This window comes from Streptomyces sp. NPDC047108, assembly GCF_040643575.1.
Lineage (GTDB): Bacteria > Actinomycetota > Actinomycetes > Streptomycetales > Streptomycetaceae > Streptomyces.
This window is the reverse complement of record NZ_JBEYUP010000001.1, coordinates 10,352-36,330: the sequence shown is the minus strand read 5'-3', so window position 1 is coordinate 36,330 and position 25,979 is coordinate 10,352. Positions and strand designations below refer to the sequence as shown.

Below are 25,979 nucleotides of genomic sequence, written 5' to 3'. Positions count from 1 at the left end.
GACCGGCGTCACGGTAGGCCCGTGCGGTGGGCACGGCCGAGGTCCCACGCCGCCGGAGGCCCGTGCTGCACTCGGCCGCGTACGGGCGTGTCCTCCGTTCGCGGTAACGTGAGGCACGATGAACGCATCCCCTGAATCCCAGGCTCCGGCCGTCTCCGTGATCATGCCGGTGCTCAACGAGGAACGACACCTGCGCAATTCGGTGCGCCACATCCTGGAGCAGGAGTACGCCGGTGCGATGGAGGTGGTGATCGCCCTCGGCCCGTCCACGGACCGCACGGACGAGATCGCCGCCGAGCTGGTGCGCGAAGACCCCCGGGTGCACACGGTGCCCAACCCCACGGGCCGTACGCCCGCCGCGCTGAACGCGGCGATCAAGGCGTCCCGGCACCCGGTGGTGGTGCGGGTCGACGGTCACGGGATGCTCTCGCCGGACTACATCGCCACCGCCGTGCGGCTGCTGGAAGAGACCGGCGCGCAGAACGTCGGCGGGATCATGCACGCCGAGGGCGAGAACGACTGGGAGCGCGCCGTCGCCGCCGCCATGACCTCCAAGGTCGGCGTGGGGAACGCGGCCTTCCACACGGGCGGCGCGGCGGGTCCGGCCGAGACCGTGTACCTGGGCGTCTTCCGGCGTGAGGCGCTGGAGCAGCAGGGCGGCTACAACGAGGAGTTCATCCGCGCCCAGGACTGGGAGCTGAACTTCCGGATCCGTGAGGCGGGCGGCCTGATCTGGTTCTCGCCGGAGCTGAAGGTCTCGTACCGCCCCCGGCCGAGCGTGCGCGCGCTGGCCAAGCAGTACAAGGACTACGGCCGTTGGCGCCATGTGGTGGCCCGTTACCACGAGGGCTCCATCAACCTCCGCTACCTCGCCCCGCCGACCGCGCTGGCCGCCATCGCCGCGGGGTGCGTCGCGGGCGTGGTGGGCCCGGCCGCGGGCGTTCCGGCCCTGGCGTGGGGCCTCGCCGTTCCGGCGGGCTATCTCGCGGCGATCGCCGCGGGGTCGGTCCCGGCCGGCCGCGGCCTGTCGCCGGCGGCGCGGCTGCGCATCCCGGTCGCCCTGGCCACGATGCACATGTCCTGGGGCTGGGGCTTCCTCACCAGCCCGCGCGCGCTGGCGCGGAAGGTCATCGCCAGCCGCCGCCCCGCGGTCGTCACCTCCGCCTGACGCCCTGCGGGAATCCGTACGGAAACACGTCCGGCGGTGCCCTCCCTCGCGGGAGGCGCACCGCCGGACGTCCCCGTACCCGCCGGGAGCGGGCCACGGGCTACGGCTTACGTGATGTTCGCCGGGTTCACCTTCATGCACGCCGACTTGTCGTCGCCGTTGAGCGCGTCCGCACTCTCCGGGGCCTTGTTGTCGTCGCGGCCGCCCGACCCGTTCGACTTCGGGTAGGCCGTCCCGCTGCGCCAGTCCGCCCCGAGCACCACGGTGATCTGCGGCACGGACGAGGAGTGCCGGACCGCGCCCGCGGGCAGCCCGAGCGCCTTCGCCACCGCGAGCGCGTCACCGCGCTGCGAGCTGCTGCGGTACGAAACCGTGGTGTCCGCACGGGACTTGGGCGTCGAGTCCGCCGTGGCCTGGGTGAAGCCGAGCTGCGAGAGCCGGTCGGCGATGAGCGCGGCTCGGCCTGTGACGGCGGCCTGGGTGGCCGTACCGGTGCCGTTCTGGACGGTCACGGGGATCTCGGCCTTCGGCGCCGCCGGGTCGCTGGGGGCGGGGCTCTTCTTCGAGCCCTTCTTCTTGTCCTTGCCGTCGAGCGCGGTGTCGTCGCGCAGCATGGAGAAGATCTGGTCGGCGTCGTCGGGCTTGGGCACGATGTGCGCGGCGTTCTGCGGGTCCGGCACCCACGGCATGGTCGCCATGGTGATGCGTCCCGTCGGTACGCGCTTGAGGTCGTTGCCGAGGTCGTAGAGCTTCTTGACCGTGCCGAGCCCGCGGTCGACGGTGAGCGCCTTCGTGGCCGCCTCGGCGAGGCCCTGGAGCTTGCCGGGGTCGGTGAGCTTGGTGCCCGCCTTGAGCTGCCGGACCATCGAGTTCATGTACATGTGCTGGGCCTTGGCCCGGCCGATGTCGCTGCCGTCCTCGAAGCCGTGCCGGGTGCGCAGCCACTGCAGGGCCTGCTCGCCCTTGACGACCGACTCGCCCTTCTTGAGGCGGAGTCCGGACTTGGAGTCGTACACGTTGTTGTCGACGCAGACCGGGACGCCGCCGACGGCGTCGGCCATGTCCACCACACCCGAGAAGTCGATCATCATGAAGTGGTCGACCGGGACGCCCGTCAGCTCCTCCCACGTGGCCACCGTGCAGCCGGGACCGCCGTTCTGGAGGCTGGCGTTGATCGTCGCGGTGGTCTTCGGGTAGACCTTGCCGTCGTCGGTGTCGGTGCACTTGGGGATGGTCACCCGCGTGTCACGCGGCACGCTGATCACCGACATGTTGCTGCGGTCGGCCGAGACGTGCAACAGCATCTGCACATCGGCCAGCGGCTTGCGGCCCCGCTCGGCGCGTGCCCCGCCGAGCCGGACGTTCTCCTTGGAGCTGCGGCTGTCGGAGCCGAGCAGCAGGATGTTGAGCGGGGTCTGTCCCGCGGCGTTCGGCGCGCTCTTGTCGAGCTTGCTGTCCCCGAGGTTGAGGTCGTCCTTGCCGAGATTGCCGTTGAGGTGCTCGTAGTAGAGGTAGCCGGCCCCGGCCGTCGCGAGTATCAGCAGCGAGGCCGTGATCGCGAACCAGCGCAGGACGCGCCGCTTGCCCTTCTTCGGGCCGCCGCTCTTGGGGCCACCGCGACGGTGGCCCCTGCCGGGTGGCGAAGGATCGCGTCCTCCGCCGTCCCGTTGATAGAGGCTGTCGTCCCAGCCCAGCTCGTCGGCTCCGGGGCCACTGCGCGGTCCCGGAACGCGAACGCTGTCCTGTCGCATGGCATCCCCCGTTCAATGGTCGTGGTGCAGGCCCGGGCGGGCCTGGCTACTTGGCGCAGACCTGCTTGGCCGCGTTCACCTTCTTGACCTCTTCCGGCGTCTTCGCCGGACCGGTCAGCGGTGTGCCCGCGCCCTTGAAGTCCGCGCCGAGCGTCAGGGTCATGTCCGCCCTCGGCTCGGCGTCCTCGGTGCCGGGCTTCAGGGCGGAGGCGGGCAGGCCCATCATGTCGGCGAGCTGCCGTGCCTGGTCCGCCTGGTTCGGCGCGTACTTCAGCGTGGTCTTCTTCTGCTTCGGTCCCGTTGCGTTGCCACCGTTGCTGGACTTCAGGACGTTCTCGCTGTTCTGCAGCCAGTCGACGGTGTCCTGCGCGGCACCGAACGGCCCCCCGCCGTTCAGCACCTCGACGCGAACCTCGGAGGGATCGGCCTTCGGTCCCTTGAGCTTCGCGGCCTCCTTCGCCTTCTCCTTCTTCTTGACCTCGGTGAGCGAGACATCGTTCCGGATCATCGAGAAAAGTTCTTCCGAAGGCTTCTCGTTGAGCACGACGGTGCTCGGGACCTTCTCGGCCGGGTTGTCGAGCACCGGGATGGTCGCGAAGGAGATGTTCTTGGGGTTGACCCGGCCCACGTCCTGGGCGAGTTGCCGCAGCTTGTCGATGCTGCCTATCCCGGTGTCGACGGTCAGGGCCTTGGTGGCCGCCTCGGCCAGGTCGAACAGCTTCGTGGGGTCGGTCAGGGTGTCACTGGACTTCATCTTGCGGATCATCGAGCTGAGGAACTGCTGCTGGATCTCGATCCGGCTCAAGTCACCGCCCAGACCCACGGAGTGGCGGGTCCGTACGAAGGCCAGGGCCTGCTCGCCCTCGACGGTGTGGTGGCCCTTGGACAGCTTCAGATGCGAGTCCGGGTCGTTTATGTCCTTGCCCAGGCAGACGTCCACGCCGCCCACCGCCGACGACAGGGTCTTGACCGCGTTGAAGTCGGCCATCATGAAGTGGTCGACCGACACGCCTGTCATCTTCTTGACCGTGCGCATCGTGCAGCCCGGGTCGCGGCCCTCCTGGCCGAGGCTGTTGTTGAAGCGCGTCTGCGGCGTGCCCGGGATGTTCTTGGTCGAGCCGTCCTTCTGCTTGGTCGGGCAGGCGGGCACGTCGGTGATGAGGTCGCGGGGGATGCTCAGCGCCGTGGCGTTGGTGCGGTCCTTCGAGACATGGAAGAGGATCGAGGTGTCGGCGTGGCCGACGCTGCCGGAGTCGCCGTAGCCCTCGTTGCCCTTGCCGGTCCGCACGTCGGTGCCGATGACGAGGATGTTCACCGCGCCGTCGCTCGTGGCGCTGCCGCTGCCCGCGTCGCCCACGTCGATCTTGCTGATGTTGTTGTTGAGGCGCTGGTAGAAGTACAGCGCCCCGCCGCCTCCGGCGACCAGGACGAAGGCCATCACGCCACCCGTCCAGTACAGCGCCTTCTTCTTGCCCTCGGCCTTCGGCCTGGGCTTGCGGCGGCTCGGCGGCGGCTCGTTCCGCTTGCGCTGCGGAGGAACGTCACGGCGGCGGCGCGAGGGCTCGGTGGCCGGCGCGCCGGAACGGGAGCCCGCTCGGGTCGAGGCTCTGCGCTGCGTGGGAGGCGCCGAGTGCTCTGCGGGAGGACTCAGTCGCAGTTCGTAGTCGCCGGTGTCAGGGTTCAACACCCACTGGTCCGCGGGATCGATGTCGCCCGCCCGCCCACGTCCTTGCGCGTCCACGGCTGTTTGAATCCTCCGTCGCTGTCCACGGGATCGCTCACACTATCCGCCCAGTTCAGCGTTCAGCGACGCCGGTGACAAATTCCACTCCCCTACAACTGGGCAATCAGTGCAATCTTTTCGAGTCGTTGATGAGGCCTTGGGTTCCCTTATCCGCACATGCCGTTCGCGGCTGTCGTCCCCTTGTACGTGGGTTCGGTCCCGGCGGGTTCACCGCTCGGCTCGTCCGCGGACGCGCCGGGCTCCTGGCCTGGCGCGTCCTCCGGCCGGGAGGACACTTTCACGTCCAGGTCGTTCCGCAACAGATTGAAGAGCTGTGCCGCATCGGGCTGTACGAGTTCGTCCCGATTTGCGTTGAGCGAGTACGGCCGCCGCGGCAGCGTCAGGAACTGCACCTGCTCGGTCGGGACATGGCGCAGGCTGCGCACCAGCTCGTACAGCTCGCGCAGCGAGTCCAGACCGGAGTCGGTGGTCAGCGAGGACGTCGCCGCGTCCAGCACCGGGTAGAGCCGGGTGGGGTTGAGCAGGACGCCGTTGCTCTGCACCTTCTTCACCAGGGCACCGAGGAACTGCTGCTGCCGGTCCATCCGCTCGGTGTCGCTGCCGTTGCCCAGGCTGTAGCGCGCCCGTACGTACCCCAGCGACTGCTCACCGTTGAGCTTCTGGCGGCCCGCCGGGAGCTTCAGATGCGCCTCCCGGTCGTCCATCGGCTCCTTCAGGCAGACCTCGACGCCGTCGACCGCGTCCACTATCCGCTTGAAGCCGGTGAAGTCCACGATCATGTGGTGGTCGACGCGGATTCCGGTGAGGTTCTCCACCGTGCGGATCGTGCAGGCCGCGCCTCCCCGTTCGAAGGCGGAGTTGAACTGGTCGAAGCGCCCCTCGCCGTCCTTCCCGCCCGGTTCGCGGCAGCGCGGCACGTCCACCATCAGGTCGCGCGGGACGCTGACGGCCGTCGCGCTCTTCCGGTCGGCGGCCAGGTGCAGCAGGATCGTGGTGTCCGAGCGCTGGGTACCGCTGTCGCGGCCGTACTTCTGATTCCTGTCCGAGCGGCTGTCGGACCCGATGAGCAGGATGTTCTGGGCGTCGAGCACCTTCGGGGCCGGGCGCTCCCGTTCGTACCGCTTCAGCTCGGCGGCCGTCCCCGTGTCCGTGGTGATGTTGCCCTCGAGCTTCCGGTAGAGCATCCAGCCCGCACCGGCCGCCGCCAGCACGATCACCGAGGCGCCCAGCGCCCCCCAGCGCAGCAGGCGACGCCGTCGGCGCCTCTCGCCGGTCCCCCCGGAACCCTCACCCTCCGAGCCGTCGGGCGTGCCAGCGCTCTCGGTCACGTCTGCGTCCATCTCTATGGCGTTTGGGGCGGCATGAATGCCGCACGGGCCCCCGGGTCACAGGAGGAGACCGCCGAGCGCCTCGCATGGTTGTACGTACGCCAATGGTTGTACGTACGCCGCCCATCATCGCCCCCGGCAGGGCGAAGACCCGTCAGGCGGCGGCCAGGGTGACCCGTTCGCCCTAGGCGCCCGCTCGCGGCGCGGGCGTCAGACGGCGGTGACCGTGACCCGCTCGCTCTCCCGGCGCTGCTCCAGCGCGTCCGCGGCCAGCGCGTCGAGGTGCCGGCAGAGCACCACCGAGCCCCCGGCCGCCAGCGGCGCCAGCAGCCCGGCCGACAGCCCGTCCCAGGTGTCGTACGGGAGGCCTGACAGGAGCCGGGACACCGGAGTGAGGCCGCGGGCCGCCGCGTCTCCCCGCGCCCGCTCCACCACCTCGGCGCCGGTCAGTTCGCCGCGGCCTCCGAACGCCAGCGCCGGCGCGTCCGGATCCACCGGCGCGTACGGGGCGAAGCGGTCGCCCTGGCTCGGCACCTCCACGGCGTAGTCGGAGAACCCCTGCGGCGCCTCGGGGAAGCGCACGCCGAGCGGGCGCAGGCTGAGCGCCACACGCTCGCCACCACAGGCGCGGGCCGCCTCCAGCGTGTCCGGTCCGCTGACCACCAGATCCGCGGACGCCGGGTCGCCGCCGACGTCCGCGACGACGCCGGTGGAGGAGCAGGCGATCACCCAGACGGCCGCCTGCCAGTGAGCGGGCAGCAGCAACGCCAGCCGGTCGCCCGGTTCCGCACCGAGATCGTCCTGCAGGAGGTTGGCCGTCTTCGCCACCCAATTGGCGAAGGTGGCCACGGACAGTTCGACGCGTTCGCCGGTGGCGTCGTCGTAGAAGGTGACCAGCGGGCGGGCCGGGTCCGCGGCGAGCGCGGATCGCAGCAGGTCGGCAGGGGTGCGATCGGTGGCGTTCACCCGCGCAAGCGTACGCGTACCGGTTCGGTTGGGCCGGGCGGCCGTACGCCTCGGGCACCCTGGTTCTGCCGACTGACCGTCATGTTACGAATAGACAGATTTGTCGGTTCATGGACACGATCTGAACTATGCGTGCACTACTTGCTTCCTCGATCGGCGTGGCCTGCACGGCCGCACTCGCCCTTCCGTTCGCCCTGCCGGCGGGAGCGACCGCCGCACACCCCCAACACACCGCCGAACCCTCCCGGGTGCCCGGCAGCACCCAGTCGCTGCCGCTCTCCCCGCTGGGAAGCTCCGACCGCGCCCGCGCCTCGGTACCCGAAAGTGCCGCCGCGGCGGGGCTGGTGGCCCGGGACGTCAAGCCGTTCTCGCTCGTCGGCATCGTCTGGGACGACGCCACGTCCGTCTTCCACGGCCGGGCCCAGGTGCGTACCCAGGACGCGGCCACGCACAAGTGGTCGGGCTGGCAGGACATCCAGACCCACAACGACGACATGCCCGACCACGGCTCGCCGGACCGCGCGTCCGGCCGCGCCCGGGGCAGCAGCGCCCCGCTGTGGGTCGGCGACTCCGTCGGCGTGCAGGTACGGGCTCTGGGCGAGGGCACGACGGGCCGGTCCGGCCTCCCCGGCGGGCTGCGCATCGAACTGGTCGACCCCGGTGACGACCCGGAGGACGAGGAGCCGGCGAGCGGCGCGGAGGCACCCAAGGGGCGCAACACCTCCCTGACGCCCGAGGAGTCCGCCAGCTCCGCGGTCAATGCCGAGTTCGCCCCCATGGGAGCCACGCACATCGCTCCGCTGGACAAGGACGAGACGGAGAAGGAGGCGGCCGAGGTCACCGGAGCGAGCGGCTCCGCCGCGGCCCGCCCGTACATCGGTCCACGCCCGGGCATCGTCACCCGCGCGGGCTGGGGCGCCGACGAGAAGCTCCGCGAGCGCGAGTTCCTCTACACCAAGACCGTGAAGGCCGCCTTCGTCCACCACAGCGCGACCGGCAACAACTACACGTGCAAGCAGGTACCGGCGATCCTGCGCAGCATCTACCGCTTCCACGTCAAGAGCAGCGGCTGGCGCGACTTCGGCTACAACTTCGTCGTCGACAAGTGCGGCACCATCTACGAGGGGCGCGCCGGCGGTGTCGCCAGACCCGTCATGGGCGCGCACACGCTCGGCTTCAACACCAACACCATGGGCATCGCCGTCCTGGGGACGTACTCCGGTTCCACCCCGCCCGTCGCCGCGCTCAACGGTGTCTCCAAGCTCACCGCCTGGAAGCTCGGCCTGTTCGGGGCGAACCCGCGCGGCAAGGTCACGCTCGTCTCGGGCGGCAGCAACAAGTACAAGAAGGGCGCCGCGGTCTCGATGAACGTCATCTCCGGGCACCGCGACGGCTTCGTCACCGAGTGCCCCGGGGCCAAGCTCTACGGCAAGCTCGGCACCACCCGGTCCACCTCCGCCAAGCTCCAGGGACGCTGATCCGCCCCGGAACGCGGAACCGGCCCGCCGGCCCCACCGGAACCCCCGGTGCCCCGGCGGGCCGTCGCCGTTCCGGCGTACCTCACGTGCGTCCGTCCACGCCCGCGGTTCACCGTCTGCATACACTGGCGCATCGACCCCGACCGGCCCGGCAGGAAGCAGAGACGACACGGTGACAGAAGCGATCCTCCTGGTGGGCGGCAAGGGCACGAGGCTGCGCCCGCTGACGGTGCACACGCCCAAGCCCATGGTCCCGGCTGCCGGCGTGCCGTTCCTCACCCACCAGTTGGCGCGTGCCCGGGCGGCCGGCGTGGAGCACATCGTGCTCGCCACGTCCTATCTCGCCGAGGTGTTCGAGCCCCACTTCGGTGACGGCTCCGCGCTCGGCCTCCACCTCGAGTACGTCACCGAGGTGGAGCCGCTCGGCACCGGCGGCGCGATCCGCAACGTGGCCTCGCGCCTGCAGTCGGGCCCCGACGAGCCCGTGCTCATCTTCAACGGCGACATCCTCACCGGGCTCGACATCCCCGCCCTGGTGAACACGCACACCACATGCGGCGCGGACGTCTCGCTGCACCTGACGCGGGTCGAGGACCCGCGCAGGTTCGGCCTCGTCCCCACCGACGCGAGCGGCAGGGTCACGGCCTTCCTGGAGAAGCCGCAGACCCCCGAGGAGATCGTCACCGACCAGATCAACGCGGGCGCGTACGTCTTCAACCGCTCCGTGATCGACTCGATCCCGGCCGACCGCCCCGTCTCCGTCGAACGCGAGACCTTCCCCGGGCTGCTCGCCGCCGGAGCCCATCTCCAGGGCATGGTCGACTCGACCTACTGGCTCGACCTCGGCACCCCGCAGGCGTTCGTCCGCGGCTCGGCCGACCTCGTCCTCGGCCGGGCACCGTCCCCGGCCGTCCCCGGGCGCTGCGGCGAGCGGCTGGTGCTGGAGGGCGCGCGCGTGGCCGCCGACGCGAAGCTGACCGGCGGCACGGTGATCGGCACGGACGCCGTCGTCGGCGAGGGTGCGCGGATCCACGGCTCCACGGTGCTGGAGGGCGCGGTCGTCGAACCGGGCGCGCAGATCCACGACTCGCTGGTCGGCGCCCGCTCCCGCATCGGCGCCCGTACGGTCCTTGAGGGCGCGGTCATCGGCGACGGCGCGGTGGTCGGCCCGGAGAACGAGCTGCGGGACGGCGTCCGCGTGTGGTGCGACGCCCGGATCCCCGAGCGAGCCATCCGCTTCTCCTCCGACGAGTAGAAGACACGCCCTAGGCTCGCCTCGTAGAGCGACCCGAGGAAGGACCCGTGGAACCCGACGGCGAGCGGCTCACCCGCACCACCGTGCGCGGCGGCGCCCTGCGCGTCCCGGCGCCCCGGCAGCCCGCCGCTGCCGCGACCCGCCGCTGGACCCCGCGGGGCCCGCTCGACCTCGGGCTGACCATCGGTCCCCTGCGCCGCGGCCCCGGCGACCCGTCCTTCCGCGTGACCTCGGACGGCTCGGTCTGGCGGGCCGTCCGTACGCCCGCGGGGCCGGGCACGCTGCGCCTGGCCGTCCGCGGCGGCGAGGTCGAGGCGGAGGGCTGGGGGCCGGGCGCCGACTGGCTGCTCGACGGGCTTCCTGCGCTCCTCGGGGACGACGACGACCCGTCGCCGTTCGTCCCGCGCCACCGTCTGGTCCACGAGATGCACCGCCGCCGGCCGGGCCTGCGCCTGATGCGTACGGGCCTGGTCCTGGAATCCCTCGTCCCGGCGGTCCTGGAGCAGAAGGTCACCAGCGACGAGGCGTACCGGGCGTGGCGGCTGCTGCTCCAGCGCCATGGGGAGCCCGCCCCTGGCCCCCTGGACCGCCTGTTCGTGATGCCGGACGCGCGGGGCTGGGCGATGCTCCCGTCCTGGGAGTTCCACCGCGCGGGCGTCGACGGCAAGCGCTCGGCGACGATCGTCCGTGCGGCCCGCGTCGCCAGCCGCCTGGAGGAGGCGGTGTCCATGGACCTGCCCGCTGCCCTCCACCGGCTTCAGCTCATCCCCGGCATCGGCCCCTGGACGGCGGCCGAGACGCTGCAGCGCAGCAACGGCGCCGCCGACGCGATCACCGTCGGCGACCTGCACGTGCCGAAGATCGTCGGCTATGCGCTCACCGGCGAGCGCGGCACGGACGACGCCCGCATGCTCGAACTCCTCGCCCCCTACGGGGAGCAGGGCGACGGCCAGCGTCACCGCGCGTGCCGGCTGATCCTTCTGTCGGGCCGTACCCCGCCACGCCGGGCGCCGCGCTTCGCCCCCAAGGACATCAGCACGATCTGAGCCCGCCGCCGCCCGCTACCGCACGTCCAGGAACGACGACGCGTCCCGAGCGGGCCGGTCCTTCGGCGGTGCCGCGGCGTGGCCGACCGCCACCGCGCCCATCGGGTCCCAGTCCCCGGGCAGCCCGAGCACCTCCCGTACGACGTCGCGGCAGAACATCGTCGACGAGATCCAGGCCGAGCCCAGCCGCTCTCCCGCCAGGGCCACCAGCAGGTTCTGCACGGCAGCCCCGGCCGCGACCACGAACATCTCGCGCTCGGCGGCGTTCCTGCGGTCGTCGGGGTAGGGGTGCGAGCCGTCCATGACGAGGCACGGCACGATCAGGTACGGGGCGTTGCGCAGCACGTCGCCGCGGCGCACCCGCTTGGCGATGCTCTCCTCGGAGAACCCGTCCCCGCGCAGGTCCGCGATCCACGCGTCCCGCATCGCGTCGAGCAGCCGCTCCCGCGCCTCCGCCGACTCCAGCAGCACGAAGCGCCACGGCGTCGTGTGGTGCGGTGCCGGTGCCGTCACCGCGGCCGTGACGGCACGGCGCACGGCGGCCCCGTCGACCGGCTCGGAGGTGAACTCCCGGACCGTACGGCGCAGCGTCACCGCCTCGCGTACGGCCTCCGACGTCCCCAGCCGGAACATGTCGTCCGCGGGGGAGCGCACGACGGCCCGCGCGCCCTGGCCGTGCTCCTCCTCCACCAGGTGCGGCAGCCCGCGCAGGACGGCGACCGGCATGCCGTCGGCCTTGCCCTTCACCAGGTCCCCGGCCGCGGCCAGTTCGTCGGCCGTCGCGACGACCGTCGCGCTCAGCGGATTGCCGTGGGCGTCGGTCCCGCCGCGCAGATCGTCCAGGACCCGCACGCCGGAGGCGCCGATCGCGACATCCGTCAGCCCGTCGCGCCACGGCCGCCCGAAGGTGTCGGTCACCACGACGCCGACATCGACGCCGAGCGCGTCCCGTACGCCCTCCCGGATGCGGCGGGCCGAGGCGTCCGGCTCCTCCGGCAGCAACAGCACGGTCCCGGCAGGGGTGTTGGACGCGTCGACGCCGGCCGCCGCCATGACGAAGCCGTGCCGTGTCTCCACGATCCGCAGCGGCCCGCGGCGCGCCACGACCCGTACGGACTCCGCGTCGATCGCGGCCTCGCGGTCGCGCGCCTCGACGATCCGCCCCTCCGCCTTGCTGACGATCTTCGAGGTCACGAGCAGGACGTCGCCGTGCGCGAGCCCGGGCAGGCCCTTGACGGTGGCCGCGTCGGCGATGAGCTTGGCGAGGTCGTCGCCGGCCGCCACCTCGGGGAAGCCGGGCAGCGCCCACACTTGGTACGACGGCACCTCCGCCGCGCCGCCGCTCACGCCCGTACCTCCTCGGCCAGCGCGAGCGCCTCGGAGGCCATGCGGGAGGTGGCGTCGAGGTCGGTCATCATCAGCGGCACGGCCTTGCAGCGGATGCCCGCCGCCTCGACCTCGTCCACCGCCCCCGCGTCGACCGTGTCGACGAGCCAGCCGTCGAGCAGCCCGGAGCCGTAGTGCTGGGCGACGGCGGTGGCGGTCGACTCGACGCCCACCGCGGCCAGCACCTTGTCGGCCATGCCGCGCACGGGCGCGTCCCCGACGATGGGGGAGAGGCCGACGACCGGCACACCGGCGTCGGCGATGGCCTCGCGCATTCCCGGTACGGCCAGGATCGTTCCGATGCTGACGACCGGGTTGGACGGCGGGAAGAGGACGACGTCCGCCTCGGCGATGGCGTCCAGCACGCCGGGCGCCGGCTTGGCCTGGTCGGCCCCGACCGGTACGACGGCGTGCGCGGGGACGGAGGCGCGCAGCCGCACCCAGTACTCCTGGAAGTGCACGGCCTTGCGGCCCTCACCGCCGTCGCCCTCACCGAGGTCCGCGGTGTCGATGAGGACGTGCGTCTCGACGCGGTCGTCCGTCATCGGCAGCAGCCGAACGCCCGGCTCCCAGCGCGTGCACAACGCCTCGGTCACCGCGCTGAGCGGGTAGCCCGCGCCGATCATCTGGGTCCGGACGATGTGGGTGGCGAAGTCGCGGTCCCCGAGCCCGAACCACTCGGGACCGACGCCGTAGGCGGCCAGTTCCTCCTTGACGGCGAAGGTCTCGTCGGACCGGCCCCAGCCCTGTTCCTCGTGGATGCCGCCGCCGAGCGTGTACATCACCGTGTCGAGGTCGGGGCAGACCTTGAGGCCGAACAGATGGATGTCGTCACCGGTGTTGCCGATGACCGTGATGTCCGCCTCGGGAGCGGCCGACTTGAGACCGCGGAGAAAACGGGCGCCGCCGATGCCGCCGGCCAGAACCACAATGCGCATGGGGACAGTGTGTCAGCCACGGGCCGGTCGTATCCGGGCGGTCGCGGCGCCGCGGGCGGCCGCTGCGCGATGCGGTCAGCGGAGGCGTCAGGCGGGCACGCCCTCCAGGGCGTCGCCGGTGCGGCACTGGGCGGTGTGCATCGTCATCTCGGTCAGGCCGGGGAAGTAGATGTGCAGGCTGACGGCGGGCGTCAGCGCGTCGTTGACCACCTCGTGCACATATCCGGGCGCGAAGACGCGCTGCGCGCCGGAGCCCAGCGCACGGTCACCGCGCGCGGTGCGCTCGGTCAACTCCCCTTCCAGGACCGTGAGTACACCGGAGGAGCGGCCGTGATCGTGCATGCCGCTGCCCTGGCCGGGCACCCAGCTCAGCAGCCAGACCTCGTAACCGGGCCCGGTGCGCAGCCGGTGGTACCAGCGGGTGGTCGCGTCGTACTCGACGAGATGCGCCCAGCTCGCGCGGTCGGCGGCGATTCGGCGGGCGAGCCCGGCGAAGTCGGCGACCGTGGCCGGGTGGGCCGGGGCGGGCTGCAGGAGATGAGGGACGGCGAGCGGGTCGCCGGCGATCTGGACGTCGCTGTTCATTGTGCGGAGGTTTCCCTGAGTGAAGGTCTTGGGCACAGATGGCTGGAGCGCGGGGGCATCAACAGCTGCAACAGCGACAGTGAGTCCGCACAGCGCAGCGGACCGCGGCGTCGCACGACGTGCGAGACCGCGTCCGGAAGGGCGCGTGCGTCACTGGCATGTCCATTAGTGGAGCGGTTCGACCGCCCGGTGTCAACTTGATGCCCGATCAGGGGGCAATGTTTCACCTCATCCGGTTGCGCTCCCTGCTGAAAGGTTTGTTCACAGTCTGGGCAGGAGAGGTCGCGCATCAACGGCACGACCTCCGCTCAGCACCCTTACGGGGAAACGCCGTTGTCGTCTCGTGACCTCACCGTGATCCGCTTCGTTTCCGTGATCGGATTGCAACGCGATCCGAGAAGGTTGCGTCCTCTTGTGAGAGGACGGGACCGCGGATGCCGGGCTCGCGGTGGTGTCATGGTTTATGCCGATTTGAACACTTTCCGCATGGCCTTGGTTCCGCAGAGTGAATAAGGGCCCCAATAGCAGATCTCGGCTTGACTGGCCTGGATCCACGCACTTGTAATTTCACTCGTGTCGTTCGGCCGTCATCGGTAACGGCGGCATCACGGGGAAGCAAAGACTGACGAGGGGCGCACATGACCGAGCTGTTCCAGCAACTGCTGGTCGAGGAGGCGGACGAGGAGCTCGGGTGGCAGGAGCGCGCACTGTGCGCCCAGACCGATCCCGAGTCGTTCTTCCCGGAAAAGGGTGGATCTACGCGTGAGGCGAAGAAAGTCTGCCTTGCCTGCGAGGTCCGGTCCGAGTGCCTCGAGTACGCCCTCGCCAACGACGAGCGGTTCGGTATCTGGGGCGGCCTGTCCGAGCGTGAGCGGCGACGCCTGAAGAAGGCCGCGGTCTGAACCGGCTGAGGCCCGCGGCCTGACGGAGCGGCCGGCGAGCCGCGTACGCCGCCGCCGAGGCGTGTATGCCGACGGGCCGCCCCGCGTCCACGTCGCCGCCCGATCGCGTGCGCCGCACGGGGCTGTACGCGGATCCCCGGCGGCGATCTCCCGCCACGTCGCGGGTGCCTGCTCCGGTGGGCCTCTCAACCGTCGTGCGGCGCAGGGCGGTTGAGGGAAGAAGTCGAGGGAAGGGCGGCCCCGGTCGAGGGATCATCCCGGCAGTCCCGTCATTCACGGCAATTCACCCCGTCCGCCTCCCGCGCGATCCGCACGGGAGGCGGACTGCTGTCCACAGGGTGGTTGTCCACAGGGGCGGTCGGCCGGTCCGGACGAGCCGTTAGTGTGGGGGCCCGTCCGAGACGCGCCAACACCCCAGCGGGTGGAGCGCGTCGACCGCAGCCAGCACAGCCGTCATCCGGGGGCGACCCCGTACCCCGGCCGGAGGGGCCCGTACCTCGATGTCCGTGCACAGCCATCCGACGGCCCACCACGCGGCCGCCGCTCCCGAGTTCCCGCGGCACGTCGTCACCGCCGTGCTCGTCTCGCACGACGGCGCCCGCTGGCTGCCCCGAGCGCTCTCCGGACTCCTCGGCCAGGAGCGCCCGGTCCAGAACGTCATCGCGGCCGACACCGGCAGCGCCGACGCGTCGGCGACCCTGCTCGCCGAGTCCCTGGGCCCCGACCGCGTGCTCCACCTCGCCCGCCGCAGCAGCTTCGGCACGGCCGTCGAGGAAGCGGTCCGCACCGCCGGGGTCCTCACGCCCGACGAGCTGCCCTATCTGAGGCGGCCCAGCGGCTGGGACCCCGTCACGCGCACCTGGCGGGACGAGACGTACGACATGCCGGAGCTGCCGCACGGCGAGCCGGTCCAGTGGCTCTGGCTGCTGCACGACGACTGCGCCCCCGAGCCCGACGCGCTCGCCGAACTGCTGCGCGTCGTCGACGCGAGTCCGTCCGCCGTCATCGTCGGACCCAAGCTCCGCGGCTGGTACGACAAGAGGCAGCTCCTCGAGGTCGGCGTCTCCATCGCCAACAGCGGCCGCCGCTGGACCGGGCTGGACCGGCGCGAGCAGGACCAGGGCCAGCACGACCAGGTCAGGCCCGTGCTCTCCGTCTCGTCCGCCGGCATGCTCATCCGGCGCGACGTATGGGAGGAGCTCGGCGGCTTCGACCGGCGGATCCCCCTCATGCGCGACGACGTCGACCTGTGCTGGCGCGCCCAGGCCGCCGGGCACCGCGTCCTCGTCGCGCCCGACGCCGTGCTGCGGCATGCGGAGGCGTCCGCGCGCGAGCGCCGCCCCATCGACTGCGCCGGCCGCTCCGTCGTCGGCCCGCACCGCGTCGACAAGGCGGGCGCGGTCTACACGATGCTCGTCAACAGCCGCGGCGCCCTCCTGCCGTACGTGATGCTGCGGCTCGTCCTCGGCACCCTGCTCCGCACCCTCGCCTACCTGGTCGGCAAGGTGCCCGGACAGGCCGTGGACGAGGTCACCGGTCTCCTCTCCGTCCTGCTGCGGCCGGGCCGAGTGCTCGCAGCCCGCAGACGGCGCGGCCGCGCCGCGGTCGAACCGGGCGAGCTGCGGTCGCTGTTCCCGCCCGCCGGAGCGACCCTGCGGGCCACCGTGGAGTCGGTCGCGGGGAACTTCGCCGGCCGGTCCGAGCCCGAACTGGCCTCCGGCGGGCGGCACGGGGCCGTGGAGTCCGGGCCCGGCGGCGACGACGCCGACTTCCTGGAGATCGAGCAGTTCGCGCGGCTGAAGCGGATCGCCCGCAAACCCGCCCCGGTCCTCTTCCTCGTCCTGCTCCTCGTCTCCCTCATCGCCTGCCGCGGGCTGCTGGGCCCCGGCGCGCTGTCCGGCGGCGCCCTCCTGCCCGCCCCCGCCGACGCGTCCGAACTCTGGGCGAAGTACGTGGCGGGGTGGCATGCGGTCGGCGTCGGCGGCACCCAGGCCGCACCGCCCTATCTCGCCGTCGTCGCCTCGTTCGCGACCGTCCTGTTCGGCAGCACCGGCCTCGCGATCACGCTGCTGCTGGTGTGCTCGGTGCCACTGGCCGGGCTCACCGCGTACTTCGTGTCCCGGCCGCTCACCGACTCCCGGCTGCTGCGCGCTTGGGGCAGCGTCGCGTACGCCTTCCTCCCCGCCGCCACCGGCGCGCTCGCGGGCGGCAGGCTGGGCACCGCGGTCCTCGCCGTCGTGCTGCCGCTCATGGCGCGTGCGGCGGTCGCCGCGAGCGGGCTGCGGCTGCCCCGCCAGGGCGGCGGGAGCGCGCGCCCGAGCTGGCGCGCGGCCTGGGCCTACGCACTGCTGCTCACCCTGACCACCGCCTTCACCCCGATCGTGTGGCCGATCGCCGTCGTCCTCGGCATCGCCCTGCTGGTGCTGCGCGCCCGGCAGCAGGAGAACCTGACGGTGTACGGGCTGCGGTTCGCCGCCGCCGTGCTGACCCCGCTGCTCGTTCTCGCCCCCTGGTCGCTGTCCCTGCTCACCAGCCCCTCGGCGTTCCTCCGCGAGGCCGGACTGGACTACGGCGCGGGTTCCGCCACCGCCCTCGACCTGCTGGCCGTCAGCCCCGGAGGCCCGAAGGCCACGGGCGGGCTGCTGCTCATCGGCCTCGTGCTGGCGGGACTCGCCGCCCTGCTGCGCGGAGAGCGGCAGCGGACCATCCGTACCGCCTGGGCCGTCGCGCTGACCGGTCTGCTCTTCGCGGCGCTCGCCAACGGCTCCGGCTGGGCCGGTCCTGCCACGCTCGTCTACGGCATCGCGCTCATCACGGCGGCCACGGTCGGCGCGGAGGGCGCGCGCGAGCGCGTCGCCGCCCAGGACTTCGGCTGGCGGCAGCCGGTCGCCGCACTGATCGCGCTGGCCGCCGCCGCGGCGCCGCTGCTGGCCGCGTTCGGCTGGATGTTCAGCGGGGCCGACGGCCCGGTCGAGCGGAGCGAGCCGGTGCAGGTGCCGGCCTTCGTGGCGGAGGAGAGCGGGACTCGCGACCAGCCCCGCACCCTTGTCATCGGCGGCGAGCAGGCGGCCGACGTCTCGTACGCGCTGGTGCGCGGTTCCGGCGCCCGCCTCGGTGACGCCGAACTGTCCGAGGCGGGAGGCGGTGACGACCGCCTCGACGGCATCGTCGCCAACCTCGTCGCCGGTTCCGGCGCCGACCAGACCCGCCAGCTCGGCGGCTACGCGGTGCGTTACGTCCTCGTACGGGACGGCGCGCCCCGCGAGATGAGCCGGGTGCTGGACTCCACGCCGGGGCTGACCCGGCTCAGCCAGCAGGACGGCAGCGCGCTGTGGCGCGTGGACGAGCAGGTGGCGCGCATCACGATCGTTCCGGGCAAGGGCGGCCGGGAGGGCGGCAGCACCCCAACGGCCGAACCGCGGTCGGTCGCGGCGCTGCCCGTCGAGGCCCACACCGACATCCCCGAAGGCCCGGAGGGCCGGATCCTGCGGATCGCGGACCGGGCCGCGCCGGGCTGGCAGGCCACGCTCGACGGCAAGCCGCTCACGGGGGCGACCCTCGACGGCTGGGCCCAGGGCTTCGAACTGCCCGCGTCCGGCGGCCGGTTGGACCTGACGTACGAGACACCGTTCACGCGCACCGTGTGGGTGTGGACGCAGGGCTTCCTCGCGCTCGTCGTGCTGGTGCTCGCCCTGCCCGGCCGGCGGCGTGACGTCGACGACGACATGCCCGACCAGGAGGCGGCGGTCGCCGCCGTGCCTGCCCAGGCCGCCGAGGGCGAGGGGCGCCGGGCGCGACGGCTGCGGGCCGCGGCGGAAGCGGACCCGGCGGCCCGGGCCGTACCGGACGCCTCCGCCGGACAGCAGAGCCACGACGGCGCCGCTCCGTCACCGGACGCTGCGCGACCGCAGGAGCCCCCGCGGCCTGCGGGTCCCGTTCCGCCGGACGAGCCGCCCGCTCCCGGGCGGGCGCCGATGCAGAAGCCGGTTCAGGAGCCGACGCAGCAGCCCGTTCAGGAGCCGGTGGGGAGCGCGCCGCAGCAGGACCCGTATGGCGCCGTGCCGCAGCAGCCGCCGTACGGGGACTGGGACGCGCAGAGCTACGCGGGCCAGGCGCCGTCGCCGTACCCCGCGGGTTACCAGGACCAGTACCAGGGCGCGCCCTACCCTGCCGACGCCTACGGGAGCGGGACGTACGACCCGCAGGCCGGGCAGTACGGCCAGTACGGCACCGGTCAGTACGCCGACCCGTACGGCTACTCCGCCCAGCAGCCCTACGCGGACGGCACCTATCCCCAGCAGGGGGACCCGGCCCAGGGAAACCAGGTCCATGGGTACCAGGCCGATCCGGGCGTCGGTGATCCCGGCTACGGCGACCCGGCTTACGGCGACCCGGCTTACGGCGGCCCGGAGTTCCGCGATCCGGCCTATCGCGATCCGGCCTACGGCGATCCGTCGTACGGCGACAGGACGTACGGCGACAGGACGTACGGGGACGGCACCGAGCCCGGCCCCCGCCGCGACGGGAGCGACCAGCAGTGAACCGCACGACCGTGTCCCTGATCTCCGCCGCCACGGCCCTCGCCGCCGTCACCGGTGTCGCCGCGCTCACCGCCCCCGACGCCCCATCGGACGGCTCCGGCTCCGGCGCCGCCCGGCTGCCTGTCGAGCGGTCGGCGCTGCTGTGCCCCGCGCCGTCAACGTCCGATCTCGCCGAGACGACGTACACCTCCTACACGCCGAAGGGGGAGGACGGCGGTTCGGCCCGGGCCGCCGCGGATCTCCTGGCCGCGGACAAGGCGACGGACGGCGAGCCGAACGAGAAGGACCCGAAGGACCGCAAGGACGAGGGCAAGGGCAAGGGCGGTGAGCGGAAGCCGGTCGTGGCGCTGAAGAAGCCCGGTGCGCCGGTGACGGCCACCACGTCCGACCCGGAGGCCCCCGCGCTGATCGGCACGGCCGACGGATCGCTCGCGCCCGGCTGGAGCACGCAGCAGACCACGGTGATCGGTTCGGGCAGCGGCCGTTCCGTGTCCGGCGCGGCCTGCACTGCTCCGGACTCCGACTTCTGGTTCCCGGGCGTCTCCACCGCCAGGGAGCGCCAGGACTACGTCCACCTGACCAACCCCGACGACACGGCGGCCGTCGTGGACCTCGAGATGTACGGCAAGAAGGGCGCGTTGAAGAGCACGGCGGGGGATGACATCAGGATCCCGCCCAGGTCCAGCGTTCCGGTCCTGCTCTCCACCGTCACCGACGAACGGACCGACGGGGCCGCGTTGCACGTGGTCGCGCGGGCGGGCCGGGTCGGTGCCTCCGTGCAGTCCACCGACGACAAGCTCGGGGGCGACTGGCTCCCGGCCGCCGCCGATCCGTCCGGCTCCGCCGTGCTGCCCGGCATCCCCTCGGACGCCACGTCCGTGGAGCTGGTGGCGCTGGCGACGGGTGACGAGGACGCGGACCTGAAGGTGCGCCTGGCCACACCGTCCCGGCCGATCACCCCGGCCGGCCACGAGACGCTCACCGTGAAGAGCGGCATGACGGCGTCCGTGGACCTGGGCGACGTCACGAAGGGGGAGCCGGGCTCACTTGTGCTCAGCCCGAACGACGGAAGCTCCGCGGCCCCGTTCGTCGCGGCGCTGCGCGTCACACGCGGCAAGGGCGACAAGCGCGAGACGGCCTTCATCCCCGCCACCACGGCGATCGAGAAGCGCGCCACGGCGGCCGACAACCGCGCCAAGGGCTCGGTCCTGTCCCTGGTGGCGCCGGGCGGGACGGCGACGGTGAAGGTCATCTCCTCGGCGGGGAGCCGTGGCGGCACTGCCGCGAGCAAGACGTACCGGGTCAAGGGCGGCAGCAGCATGTCCGTCGCGCCGCCGGTCCCGTCGGGCGTCAAGGGCAGTTACGCGGTGACGGTCGTCCGGACGTCGGGCGGTGCCGTGCACGCGTCCCGGATGCTGGAACTCCCGGGGCGTGGCGTGCCGATGTTCACGGTCCAGACGCTTCCGGACGACCGGGGGACGGTCGCCGTTCCGCACACGTCGGAAGACCTGTCGCTGCTGAACGACTGATCGGCCGAGCACCGGGGAACCGGAGCGGGCGGGCGGCTGCGCACGTGAACGGCTGCCCGGCCCACCTGAACGACCGCCGGGCGCACCCGAACGACCGCCGGGCGGCGGCCGGTCCGTGAGCATCGGCAGGGGGCGGTGCGGTCAGGACTGCCCGTACCGCGTGTCAGTCCTGCCCGTACCGCGGGTCGACCGACTCCGGTGCCAGGCCCAGCAGTTCGGCCACCTGTTCCACCACGACCTCGTGGACGAGCAGGGCCCGCTCGTCCCGGCTCTTGGTACGGATCTCGACGGGGCGCCGGTAGATCACGATGCGTGCGTTGCGGCCGCCCTGGGCCGTGACCAGCCGCCCGAGCGGCACCGTCCCGGCCTCCCAGGAGCTCTCGCCGTCGGGATCGGCACCGGCGGGCGGGGGCACCTCGCGGACGATGAAGTCCACGTCGGAGAGTTGCGGCCAGCGCCGTTCCAGCCGGTCGACCGAGTCGTGGACGAGATCGATGAACGCCTCGGCCCGGCTCACCGCGAGCGGTACTTGGGGAGGGGCGACCGGGCCCCGCATACCGCGTCCATGGCGGTCACGTCGTCGGGGCCGCGGCTCGGGCGGGTGGGGTGGCAGGCGGTTGTCCATCACCTCCGAGGGTAACCGTCCGGGCCCCTTGAGGAGACGCAGGCCGGGGCAGTGCGCGCCATGTCGGTAGATGAACATTTCAGCCATAGTTGCGCCCGGTTCTGGGCGCACTCTTGACCGGTCATCTCACGACGAATGGAACCTTTCGGATCGAGTGGTGACCGCATTCATCGTCGGGACCCGGTGAGGGGCCTCGGCTCCGCCCAGGTCAGCCTGGTTGTCCGCAGGTCAGACGGGTTGCGGAGGGCGGAACGACACGGCGGTGTGAGCTCCGGGAGAGTCGTCGCGGCCCGCTCAAGAGTGCGGTACCGTCCAACGTCGTGAGCCCTGTACGTCGCTGTTCGCGCACCGCGTGCGGCCGCCCCGCCGTCGCGACGCTGACGTACGTCTACGCGGACTCGACAGCGGTCCTCGGACCGCTCGCGACGTATGCGGAGCCGCACTGTTACGACCTGTGCGCCGAGCACTCGGAGCGCCTGACCGCCCCCCGTGGGTGGGATGTCGTACGCCTCGCCGTCGATCCGGGACCTGCCCACCCGACGGGCGACGACCTCGAAGCACTCGCCAACGCCGTGCGAGAAGCGGCCCGTCCGCAGGAGCGCGCCGCCGGCGCGGGCGGCGGAGGGCGCGCGCGCGAGGCCGACCCGATGGAGGTCGCCCGCCGCGGGCATCTGCGCGTGCTGCGCTCGCCCGAGCCCTGATCGGGCGCCGCCGTTTCGAAGGCTCCGACCGCGACCGTACCGGGTCACGTAGGCCTCAACGCGCCGGAGTCCGCGGCCACTTCCCGCTGTTTCTCTGCTGTCCTGGCGCGTCAACGGCCGTCGGGCGCTTCCGGTCACGGCCGCGGCGGCGGTTTGCGATCACGTTGTGATCACGGGCTGGTGATCACGGGTTGGTGATCACGGGCTGTGATCCCGGTTGGGTCGCGGGAGCGGCGGGCGGCTCCGGCGACGGGTGCGATCAGGGCCGGTGATCACGGTTCCGAACCGCGACGCCGTCCTCCACGGTCTGTCACCGCCGACGGGTACTGTGCTGCCGGGGAAACAGACATCGGGAACCCACCGAACTCCAGGAGGCGTGCACCGTGCCCGACTTGTCGCAGATCGTAAAGGCTTACGACGTACGCGGTGTGGTTCCGGACCAGTGGGACGAGTCGCTCGCCGAGCTGTTCGGCGCCGCGTTCGCGCAGGTGACCGACGCCGACGCGATCGTCGTCGGCCATGACATGCGGCCCTCCTCGCCCGGCCTTTCGCACGCGTTCGCGCGAGGTGCGGCCGCCCGCGGCGTGGACGTGACCGAGATCGGGCTGTGCTCGACCGACCAGTTGTACTTCGCCAGCGGCCAACTCGGCCTGCCCGGCGCGATGTTCACGGCAAGTCACAACCCCGCCCAGTACAACGGCATCAAGATGTGCCGCGCCGGGGCCGCCCCCGTGGGCCAGGACACCGGTCTCGCCGACATCCGTTCCCTCGTCGAGGGCTGGGCCGCATCGGGAGCGCCCGAACCGGCCGCCGCCCCCGGCGCGATCACCCAGCGGGACGTCCTCACCGACTACGCCGCCCACCTCCGCTCGCTGGTCGACCTGACCTCCATCCGGCACCTGAAGGTCGTCGTGGACGCGGGCAACGGGATGGGCGGCCACACCGTGCCCACCGTCTTCGAAGGGCTGCCGATCGACCTGGTGCCGATGTACTTCGAGCTGGACGGCACCTTCCCCAACCACGAGGCCAATCCCCTCGATCCGAAGAACATCACCGACCTCCAGGCCAAGGTCCGCGAGACCGGCGCCGACATCGGGCTCGCCTTCGACGGCGACGCCGACCGCTGCTTCGTCGTGGACGAGTCCGGCAGCCCGGTCAGCCCCTCGGCGATCACCGCGCTCGTCGCCTCGCGCGAACTGGCCAAGCACGGCGGCGGCACGGTCATCCACAACTGCATCACCTCCTGGTCCGTCCCCGAGGTGGTCAAGGAGCGGGGCGGCACCCCGGTGCGCACCCGCGTGGGGCACTCGTTCATCAAGGCCGAGATGGCCCGGACCGGTGCGATCTTCGGCGGCGAGCACTCCGCGCACTACTACTTCCGCGACTTCTGGAACGCCGACACCGGCATGCTGGCCGCCCTGCACGTGCTCGCCGCGCTCGGCGGCCAGGACGGCCCGCTGTCGTCGCTGGTCGACCAGTACGACCGTTACGCCTCCTCCGGCGAGATCAACAGCACGGTCCACGACCAGGCGGGCCGCGCGGCCGCGGTGAAGGCCGCGTACGAGGGGCGGCCGGGAGCGGAGCTCGACGAGCTGGACGGCCTGACGGTCTCCACGACCGACTGGTGGTTCAACCTCCGGCCCTCCAACACCGAGCCGCTGCTGCGTCTCAACGTCGAGGCGCGGGACGCGGCCACGGCGGAGAAGGTCCGCGACGAGGTCCTGGCGATCGTCCGCGCCTGACGCGTGCGGGTGCGCACCGATGCATCAGCCCTAGCCGAACGCGGCGCTCCCCGGGGTGCGCGTACCGCGTGTACGCGCGCCACCGCGCCCGGGAGCGCCGGTGCGGTCGCCGCGGCGTCCGTACGACGCCTCGGCGGCGGCCCCCGCCCGCATCGGTGCCCGGTTGCCGTGCGCGCATCAGCTCGTACGACCAAAGCTCGTACGACCAAGCCGTGCGACCGGCCCGTACCACCAGCCCGTACGACCAAGCCGTGCGACCGGCCCGTACCACCGGACCGATCTGCCCCCGCGCTGCGGCCCGGCGGTACGCTGGCCTGGCCGAAACCCCTCGCTCACCTCCGGGCGGGAGGGCCCATCCGAAGGGACAACCATGCCGCTCGAAGCCGGTCTCCTGGAGATCCTCGCCTGCCCGGCGTGCCACGCCCCGCTCCGTGAGGCCCAGGCCGCCTCCGACGCGGAGTCCGGCACGGACGAGCTGGTGTGCACGGGAGCCGACTGCGGCCTGGCGTATCCCATCCGTGACGGGATCCCCGTCCTGCTGGTCGACGAGGCCCGCCGCCCGGCCTGAGCAGGCACCGCCCGCGCGGGATCCACCTGGGCAGGCCGTCCGCCCGGGACGGCTCGACCGGCCGGTCCCAGGAGGAACCGCCTCAGCGGGGACGGGCCCGAGCGGGGACCGGCCCGAGCAGGACCACCGGACCTGCAGGGATCCGCCGGGACCCGCCGGGCCCGCGGAAACCACCGCCACACCGGCGATCGGAGGCTCACCAGATGCTCGACGAGTCGTTGCTCGACGCCCCCGAGGCGCTGGCCCGTTCCGACACCCGGGGTCTGCTGCGCGGCGTGGCCGAATCCGGAGCCCGAGTCCGTACGGCCGCCCGCGCCGCCGCCGAGTCGGGGCTCGCCGATCTCAAGCCGGACGGCCGGCCGCGCGCCCTGCTCGTGGCCGGTTCCGGCCCGACCACCGGGTGCATCGCCGACCTGCTGTTCGGCCTCGCCGGGGGCAACACCCCGGTCAGCGTGATCCGCCCCGTAGGCGCGCTCCCCGACCCGGGCGCTCTGCTGTGGACGCTGCCCGGCTGGGTCGGCCCCCTGGACCTGCTTCTCGTCCTCACCACCGACGGCACCGAGCCCGGCCTCACCGCACTCATCGAGCAGGCCTACCGCCGTGGCTGCGCCGTGGTGACCGTGACCCCGCCCCGTTCCCCGCTCATGGAGGACGCGGGCGGCCGGCACGGTCTGGTGGTGCCGCTGGCCCCCGCACCGTACGAGGAGGTGCCCGAGGACCAGCCGCTGCCGGAGCCCGGGCTGCGCCCCGCGCCGGGTTCCGAACCTCCCGGGACGCTGTGGGCCCTGCTCACGCCGCTGCTCGTCCTCATGGACAAGATCGGCCTGTTCCCGGCGAACCAGCCCGCGATCCAGTCCGTGGCCGACCGGCTGGACAAGACGGCGGAGCGCTGCGGCCCCGCCATCGCCACGTACACCAACCCGGCGAAGACCCTCGCCGCCGAGCTCGCCGACGCGCTGCCGCTGCTGTGGAGCGAGGGTCCGGTGGCGGGTGTCGCCGCCCGCCACTTCGCCCACGCCATGGCCGTCGTCGCCGGGCGCCCCGCCCTCGCCGCCGAGTTGCCCGACGCGCTGAGCGCCCACGGCACGCTGCTAGCCGGTGCGTTCGCCGCGGCGGCCGACCCCGACGACTTCTTCCGCGACCGGGTCGAGGAGCCGCAGGCGTTGCACGCGCGCGTGGTGCTGCTCCGCGAGAGTGCCGAACTCGGCAGGCACTCGCCGACGCCGGCCGCCCGCGAACTGGCCCTGGGCCACGACACCCCGGTGAGCGAGCTCGAACCCTCGGGCGGCAGCGCACTCGAAGCGGCCGCCGAACTTCTCGCCATCACAGATTTCGCCGCCGTTTACCTGGCGCTCGCCTCGGGAGAGAGAACATGAGCAGTCGCCGTCTCCGCAGGTGGAACGGCACGGCCCGCAGGGACGGTTGATCCGGCGCGATCCGCCGATCCGCGGACAGGGGACGCCGGACCTGTGAACCGGAACGGGAAAGCGGACCACGCCCGGGACGCAGGACCCCCGGGACTCCGACCGGGATCCGGACTCCGACCGGGATCCGGACTCCGACCGGGATCCGGACTCCGACCGGGATCCGGACTCCGACCGGGATCCGGACCCCGACCGGGATCCGGACCCCGACCGGGATCCGGACTCCGACCGGGATCCGGACTCCGACCGGGATCCGGACCCCGACCGGGATCCGGACCCCGACCGGGATCCGGACTCCGACC

19 protein-coding genes are annotated in these 25,979 nt (G+C 72.5%); 11 read left to right on the top strand and 8 right to left on the bottom strand.

Features of this window, described 5'->3' with window-relative positions; genetic code table 11:
• The first annotated feature begins 118 nt into the window (after positions 1-118).
• Positions 119-1,168 carry a glycosyltransferase family 2 protein gene (locus tag ABZ822_RS00130; RefSeq protein WP_360845061.1) on the top strand — a complete coding sequence of 350 codons (1,050 nt, stop codon included), beginning with the start codon at positions 119-121 and terminating at the stop codon, positions 1,166-1,168.
• A gap of 107 nt (positions 1,169-1,275) precedes the next feature.
• On the opposite strand, the gene ABZ822_RS00125 is transcribed toward ABZ822_RS00130, so the two are convergent.
• The 4 genes from ABZ822_RS00125 to ABZ822_RS00110 form a co-directional block, all read right to left on the bottom strand.
• The gene (locus tag ABZ822_RS00125; RefSeq protein WP_360845059.1) at positions 1,276-2,919 is read right to left on the bottom strand and encodes an LCP family protein; all 1,644 of its coding nucleotides are present in this window, start codon (positions 2,917-2,919) and stop codon (positions 1,276-1,278) included.
• A gap of 46 nt (positions 2,920-2,965) precedes the next feature.
• The gene (locus tag ABZ822_RS00120; RefSeq protein WP_360845057.1) at positions 2,966-4,660 is read right to left on the bottom strand and encodes an LCP family protein; all 1,695 of its coding nucleotides are present in this window, start codon (positions 4,658-4,660) and stop codon (positions 2,966-2,968) included.
• A gap of 149 nt (positions 4,661-4,809) precedes the next feature.
• A complete protein-coding gene (locus ABZ822_RS00115) occupies positions 4,810-6,003 on the bottom strand; it encodes an LCP family protein (RefSeq protein WP_360845055.1) in 1,194 nt (397 codons plus the stop codon).
• Between the two features lie 198 nt (positions 6,004-6,201).
• Entirely contained in the window at positions 6,202-6,957 is a 756-nt protein-coding gene (locus ABZ822_RS00110) for a TIGR03089 family protein (protein WP_360845053.1), read from the bottom strand.
• Between the two features lie 128 nt (positions 6,958-7,085).
• Here ABZ822_RS00110 and ABZ822_RS00105 point away from each other — a divergent pair, with 128 nt between their 5' ends.
• The 3 genes from ABZ822_RS00105 to ABZ822_RS00095 all read left to right on the top strand — a co-directional run bounded on the left by ABZ822_RS00105 (position 7,086) and on the right by ABZ822_RS00095 (position 10,736).
• Positions 7,086-8,435: a peptidoglycan recognition protein gene (locus ABZ822_RS00105; protein ID WP_360845051.1), complete on the top strand. Its 1,350-nt coding sequence runs from the start codon at positions 7,086-7,088 to the stop codon at positions 8,433-8,435.
• A 172-nt stretch (positions 8,436-8,607) separates the two neighbouring features.
• Positions 8,608-9,690, top strand: coding sequence for an NDP-sugar synthase (locus tag ABZ822_RS00100; protein WP_360845049.1), 1,083 nt, complete (start codon positions 8,608-8,610; stop codon positions 9,688-9,690).
• Positions 9,691-9,773: 83 nt separating this feature from the next.
• Complete coding sequence (locus tag ABZ822_RS00095) at positions 9,774-10,736, top strand: DNA-3-methyladenine glycosylase 2 family protein (RefSeq protein ID WP_360846867.1); 963 nt, start codon at positions 9,774-9,776, stop codon at positions 10,734-10,736.
• A 15-nt stretch (positions 10,737-10,751) separates the two neighbouring features.
• Here the strand turns inward: ABZ822_RS00095 and ABZ822_RS00090 are convergent, their stop codons facing one another.
• From ABZ822_RS00090 to ABZ822_RS00080, 3 genes are all read right to left on the bottom strand, one after another.
• Positions 10,752-12,083 carry a coenzyme F420-0:L-glutamate ligase gene (locus ABZ822_RS00090; RefSeq protein WP_360845047.1) on the bottom strand — a complete coding sequence of 444 codons (1,332 nt, stop codon included), beginning with the start codon at positions 12,081-12,083 and terminating at the stop codon, positions 10,752-10,754.
• On the bottom strand, positions 12,080-13,060 hold the full coding sequence (cofD, locus tag ABZ822_RS00085) for a 2-phospho-L-lactate transferase (RefSeq protein ID WP_360845044.1): 981 nt from the start codon (positions 13,058-13,060) through the stop codon (positions 12,080-12,082). The genes ABZ822_RS00090 and cofD overlap by 4 nt, the downstream gene beginning before the upstream one ends.
• An 87-nt stretch (positions 13,061-13,147) precedes the next feature.
• Positions 13,148-13,645, bottom strand: coding sequence for a cysteine dioxygenase family protein (locus tag ABZ822_RS00080; protein ID WP_360845042.1), 498 nt, complete (start codon positions 13,643-13,645; stop codon positions 13,148-13,150).
• A gap of 638 nt (positions 13,646-14,283) precedes the next feature.
• On the opposite strand from ABZ822_RS00080, the gene ABZ822_RS00075 reads away from it, so the two are divergent.
• The 3 genes from ABZ822_RS00075 (at position 14,284) to ABZ822_RS00065 (ending at position 20,617) form a co-directional block, all read left to right on the top strand.
• Entirely contained in the window at positions 14,284-14,547 is a 264-nt protein-coding gene (locus tag ABZ822_RS00075; protein ID WP_004952403.1) for a WhiB family transcriptional regulator, read from the top strand.
• A gap of 500 nt (positions 14,548-15,047) precedes the next feature.
• Positions 15,048-19,088, top strand: a complete 4,041-nt coding sequence (locus ABZ822_RS00070) for a glycosyltransferase (RefSeq protein WP_360845039.1) — start codon at positions 15,048-15,050, stop codon at positions 19,086-19,088.
• Positions 19,085-20,617: a DUF5719 family protein gene (locus tag ABZ822_RS00065; RefSeq protein ID WP_360845036.1), complete on the top strand. Its 1,533-nt coding sequence runs from the start codon at positions 19,085-19,087 to the stop codon at positions 20,615-20,617. The genes ABZ822_RS00070 and ABZ822_RS00065 overlap by 4 nt, the downstream gene beginning before the upstream one ends.
• A gap of 163 nt (positions 20,618-20,780) precedes the next feature.
• Here ABZ822_RS00065 and ABZ822_RS00060 read toward each other — a convergent pair whose 3' ends face one another.
• Positions 20,781-21,242 (bottom strand): metallopeptidase family protein, encoded by a 462-nt coding sequence (locus ABZ822_RS00060; protein WP_360845034.1) that lies wholly within the window; start codon positions 21,240-21,242, stop codon positions 20,781-20,783.
• A gap of 320 nt (positions 21,243-21,562) precedes the next feature.
• On the opposite strand from ABZ822_RS00060, the gene ABZ822_RS00055 reads away from it, so the two are divergent.
• The 4 genes from ABZ822_RS00055 (at position 21,563) to ABZ822_RS00040 (ending at position 25,629) form a co-directional block, all read left to right on the top strand.
• A complete protein-coding gene (locus ABZ822_RS00055; protein ID WP_360845032.1) occupies positions 21,563-21,943 on the top strand; it encodes a DUF3499 domain-containing protein in 381 nt (126 codons plus the stop codon).
• A gap of 383 nt (positions 21,944-22,326) precedes the next feature.
• The gene (locus ABZ822_RS00050; protein WP_360845029.1) at positions 22,327-23,685 is read left to right on the top strand and encodes a phosphomannomutase/phosphoglucomutase; all 1,359 of its coding nucleotides are present in this window, start codon (positions 22,327-22,329) and stop codon (positions 23,683-23,685) included.
• Positions 23,686-24,055: 370 nt separating this feature from the next.
• Positions 24,056-24,253, top strand: coding sequence for a Trm112 family protein (locus ABZ822_RS00045; RefSeq protein ID WP_360845027.1), 198 nt, complete (start codon positions 24,056-24,058; stop codon positions 24,251-24,253).
• A 203-nt stretch (positions 24,254-24,456) separates the two neighbouring features.
• A complete protein-coding gene (locus ABZ822_RS00040) occupies positions 24,457-25,629 on the top strand; it encodes an SIS domain-containing protein (RefSeq protein ID WP_360845025.1) in 1,173 nt (390 codons plus the stop codon).
• Positions 25,630-25,979: the final 350 nt, after the last annotated feature.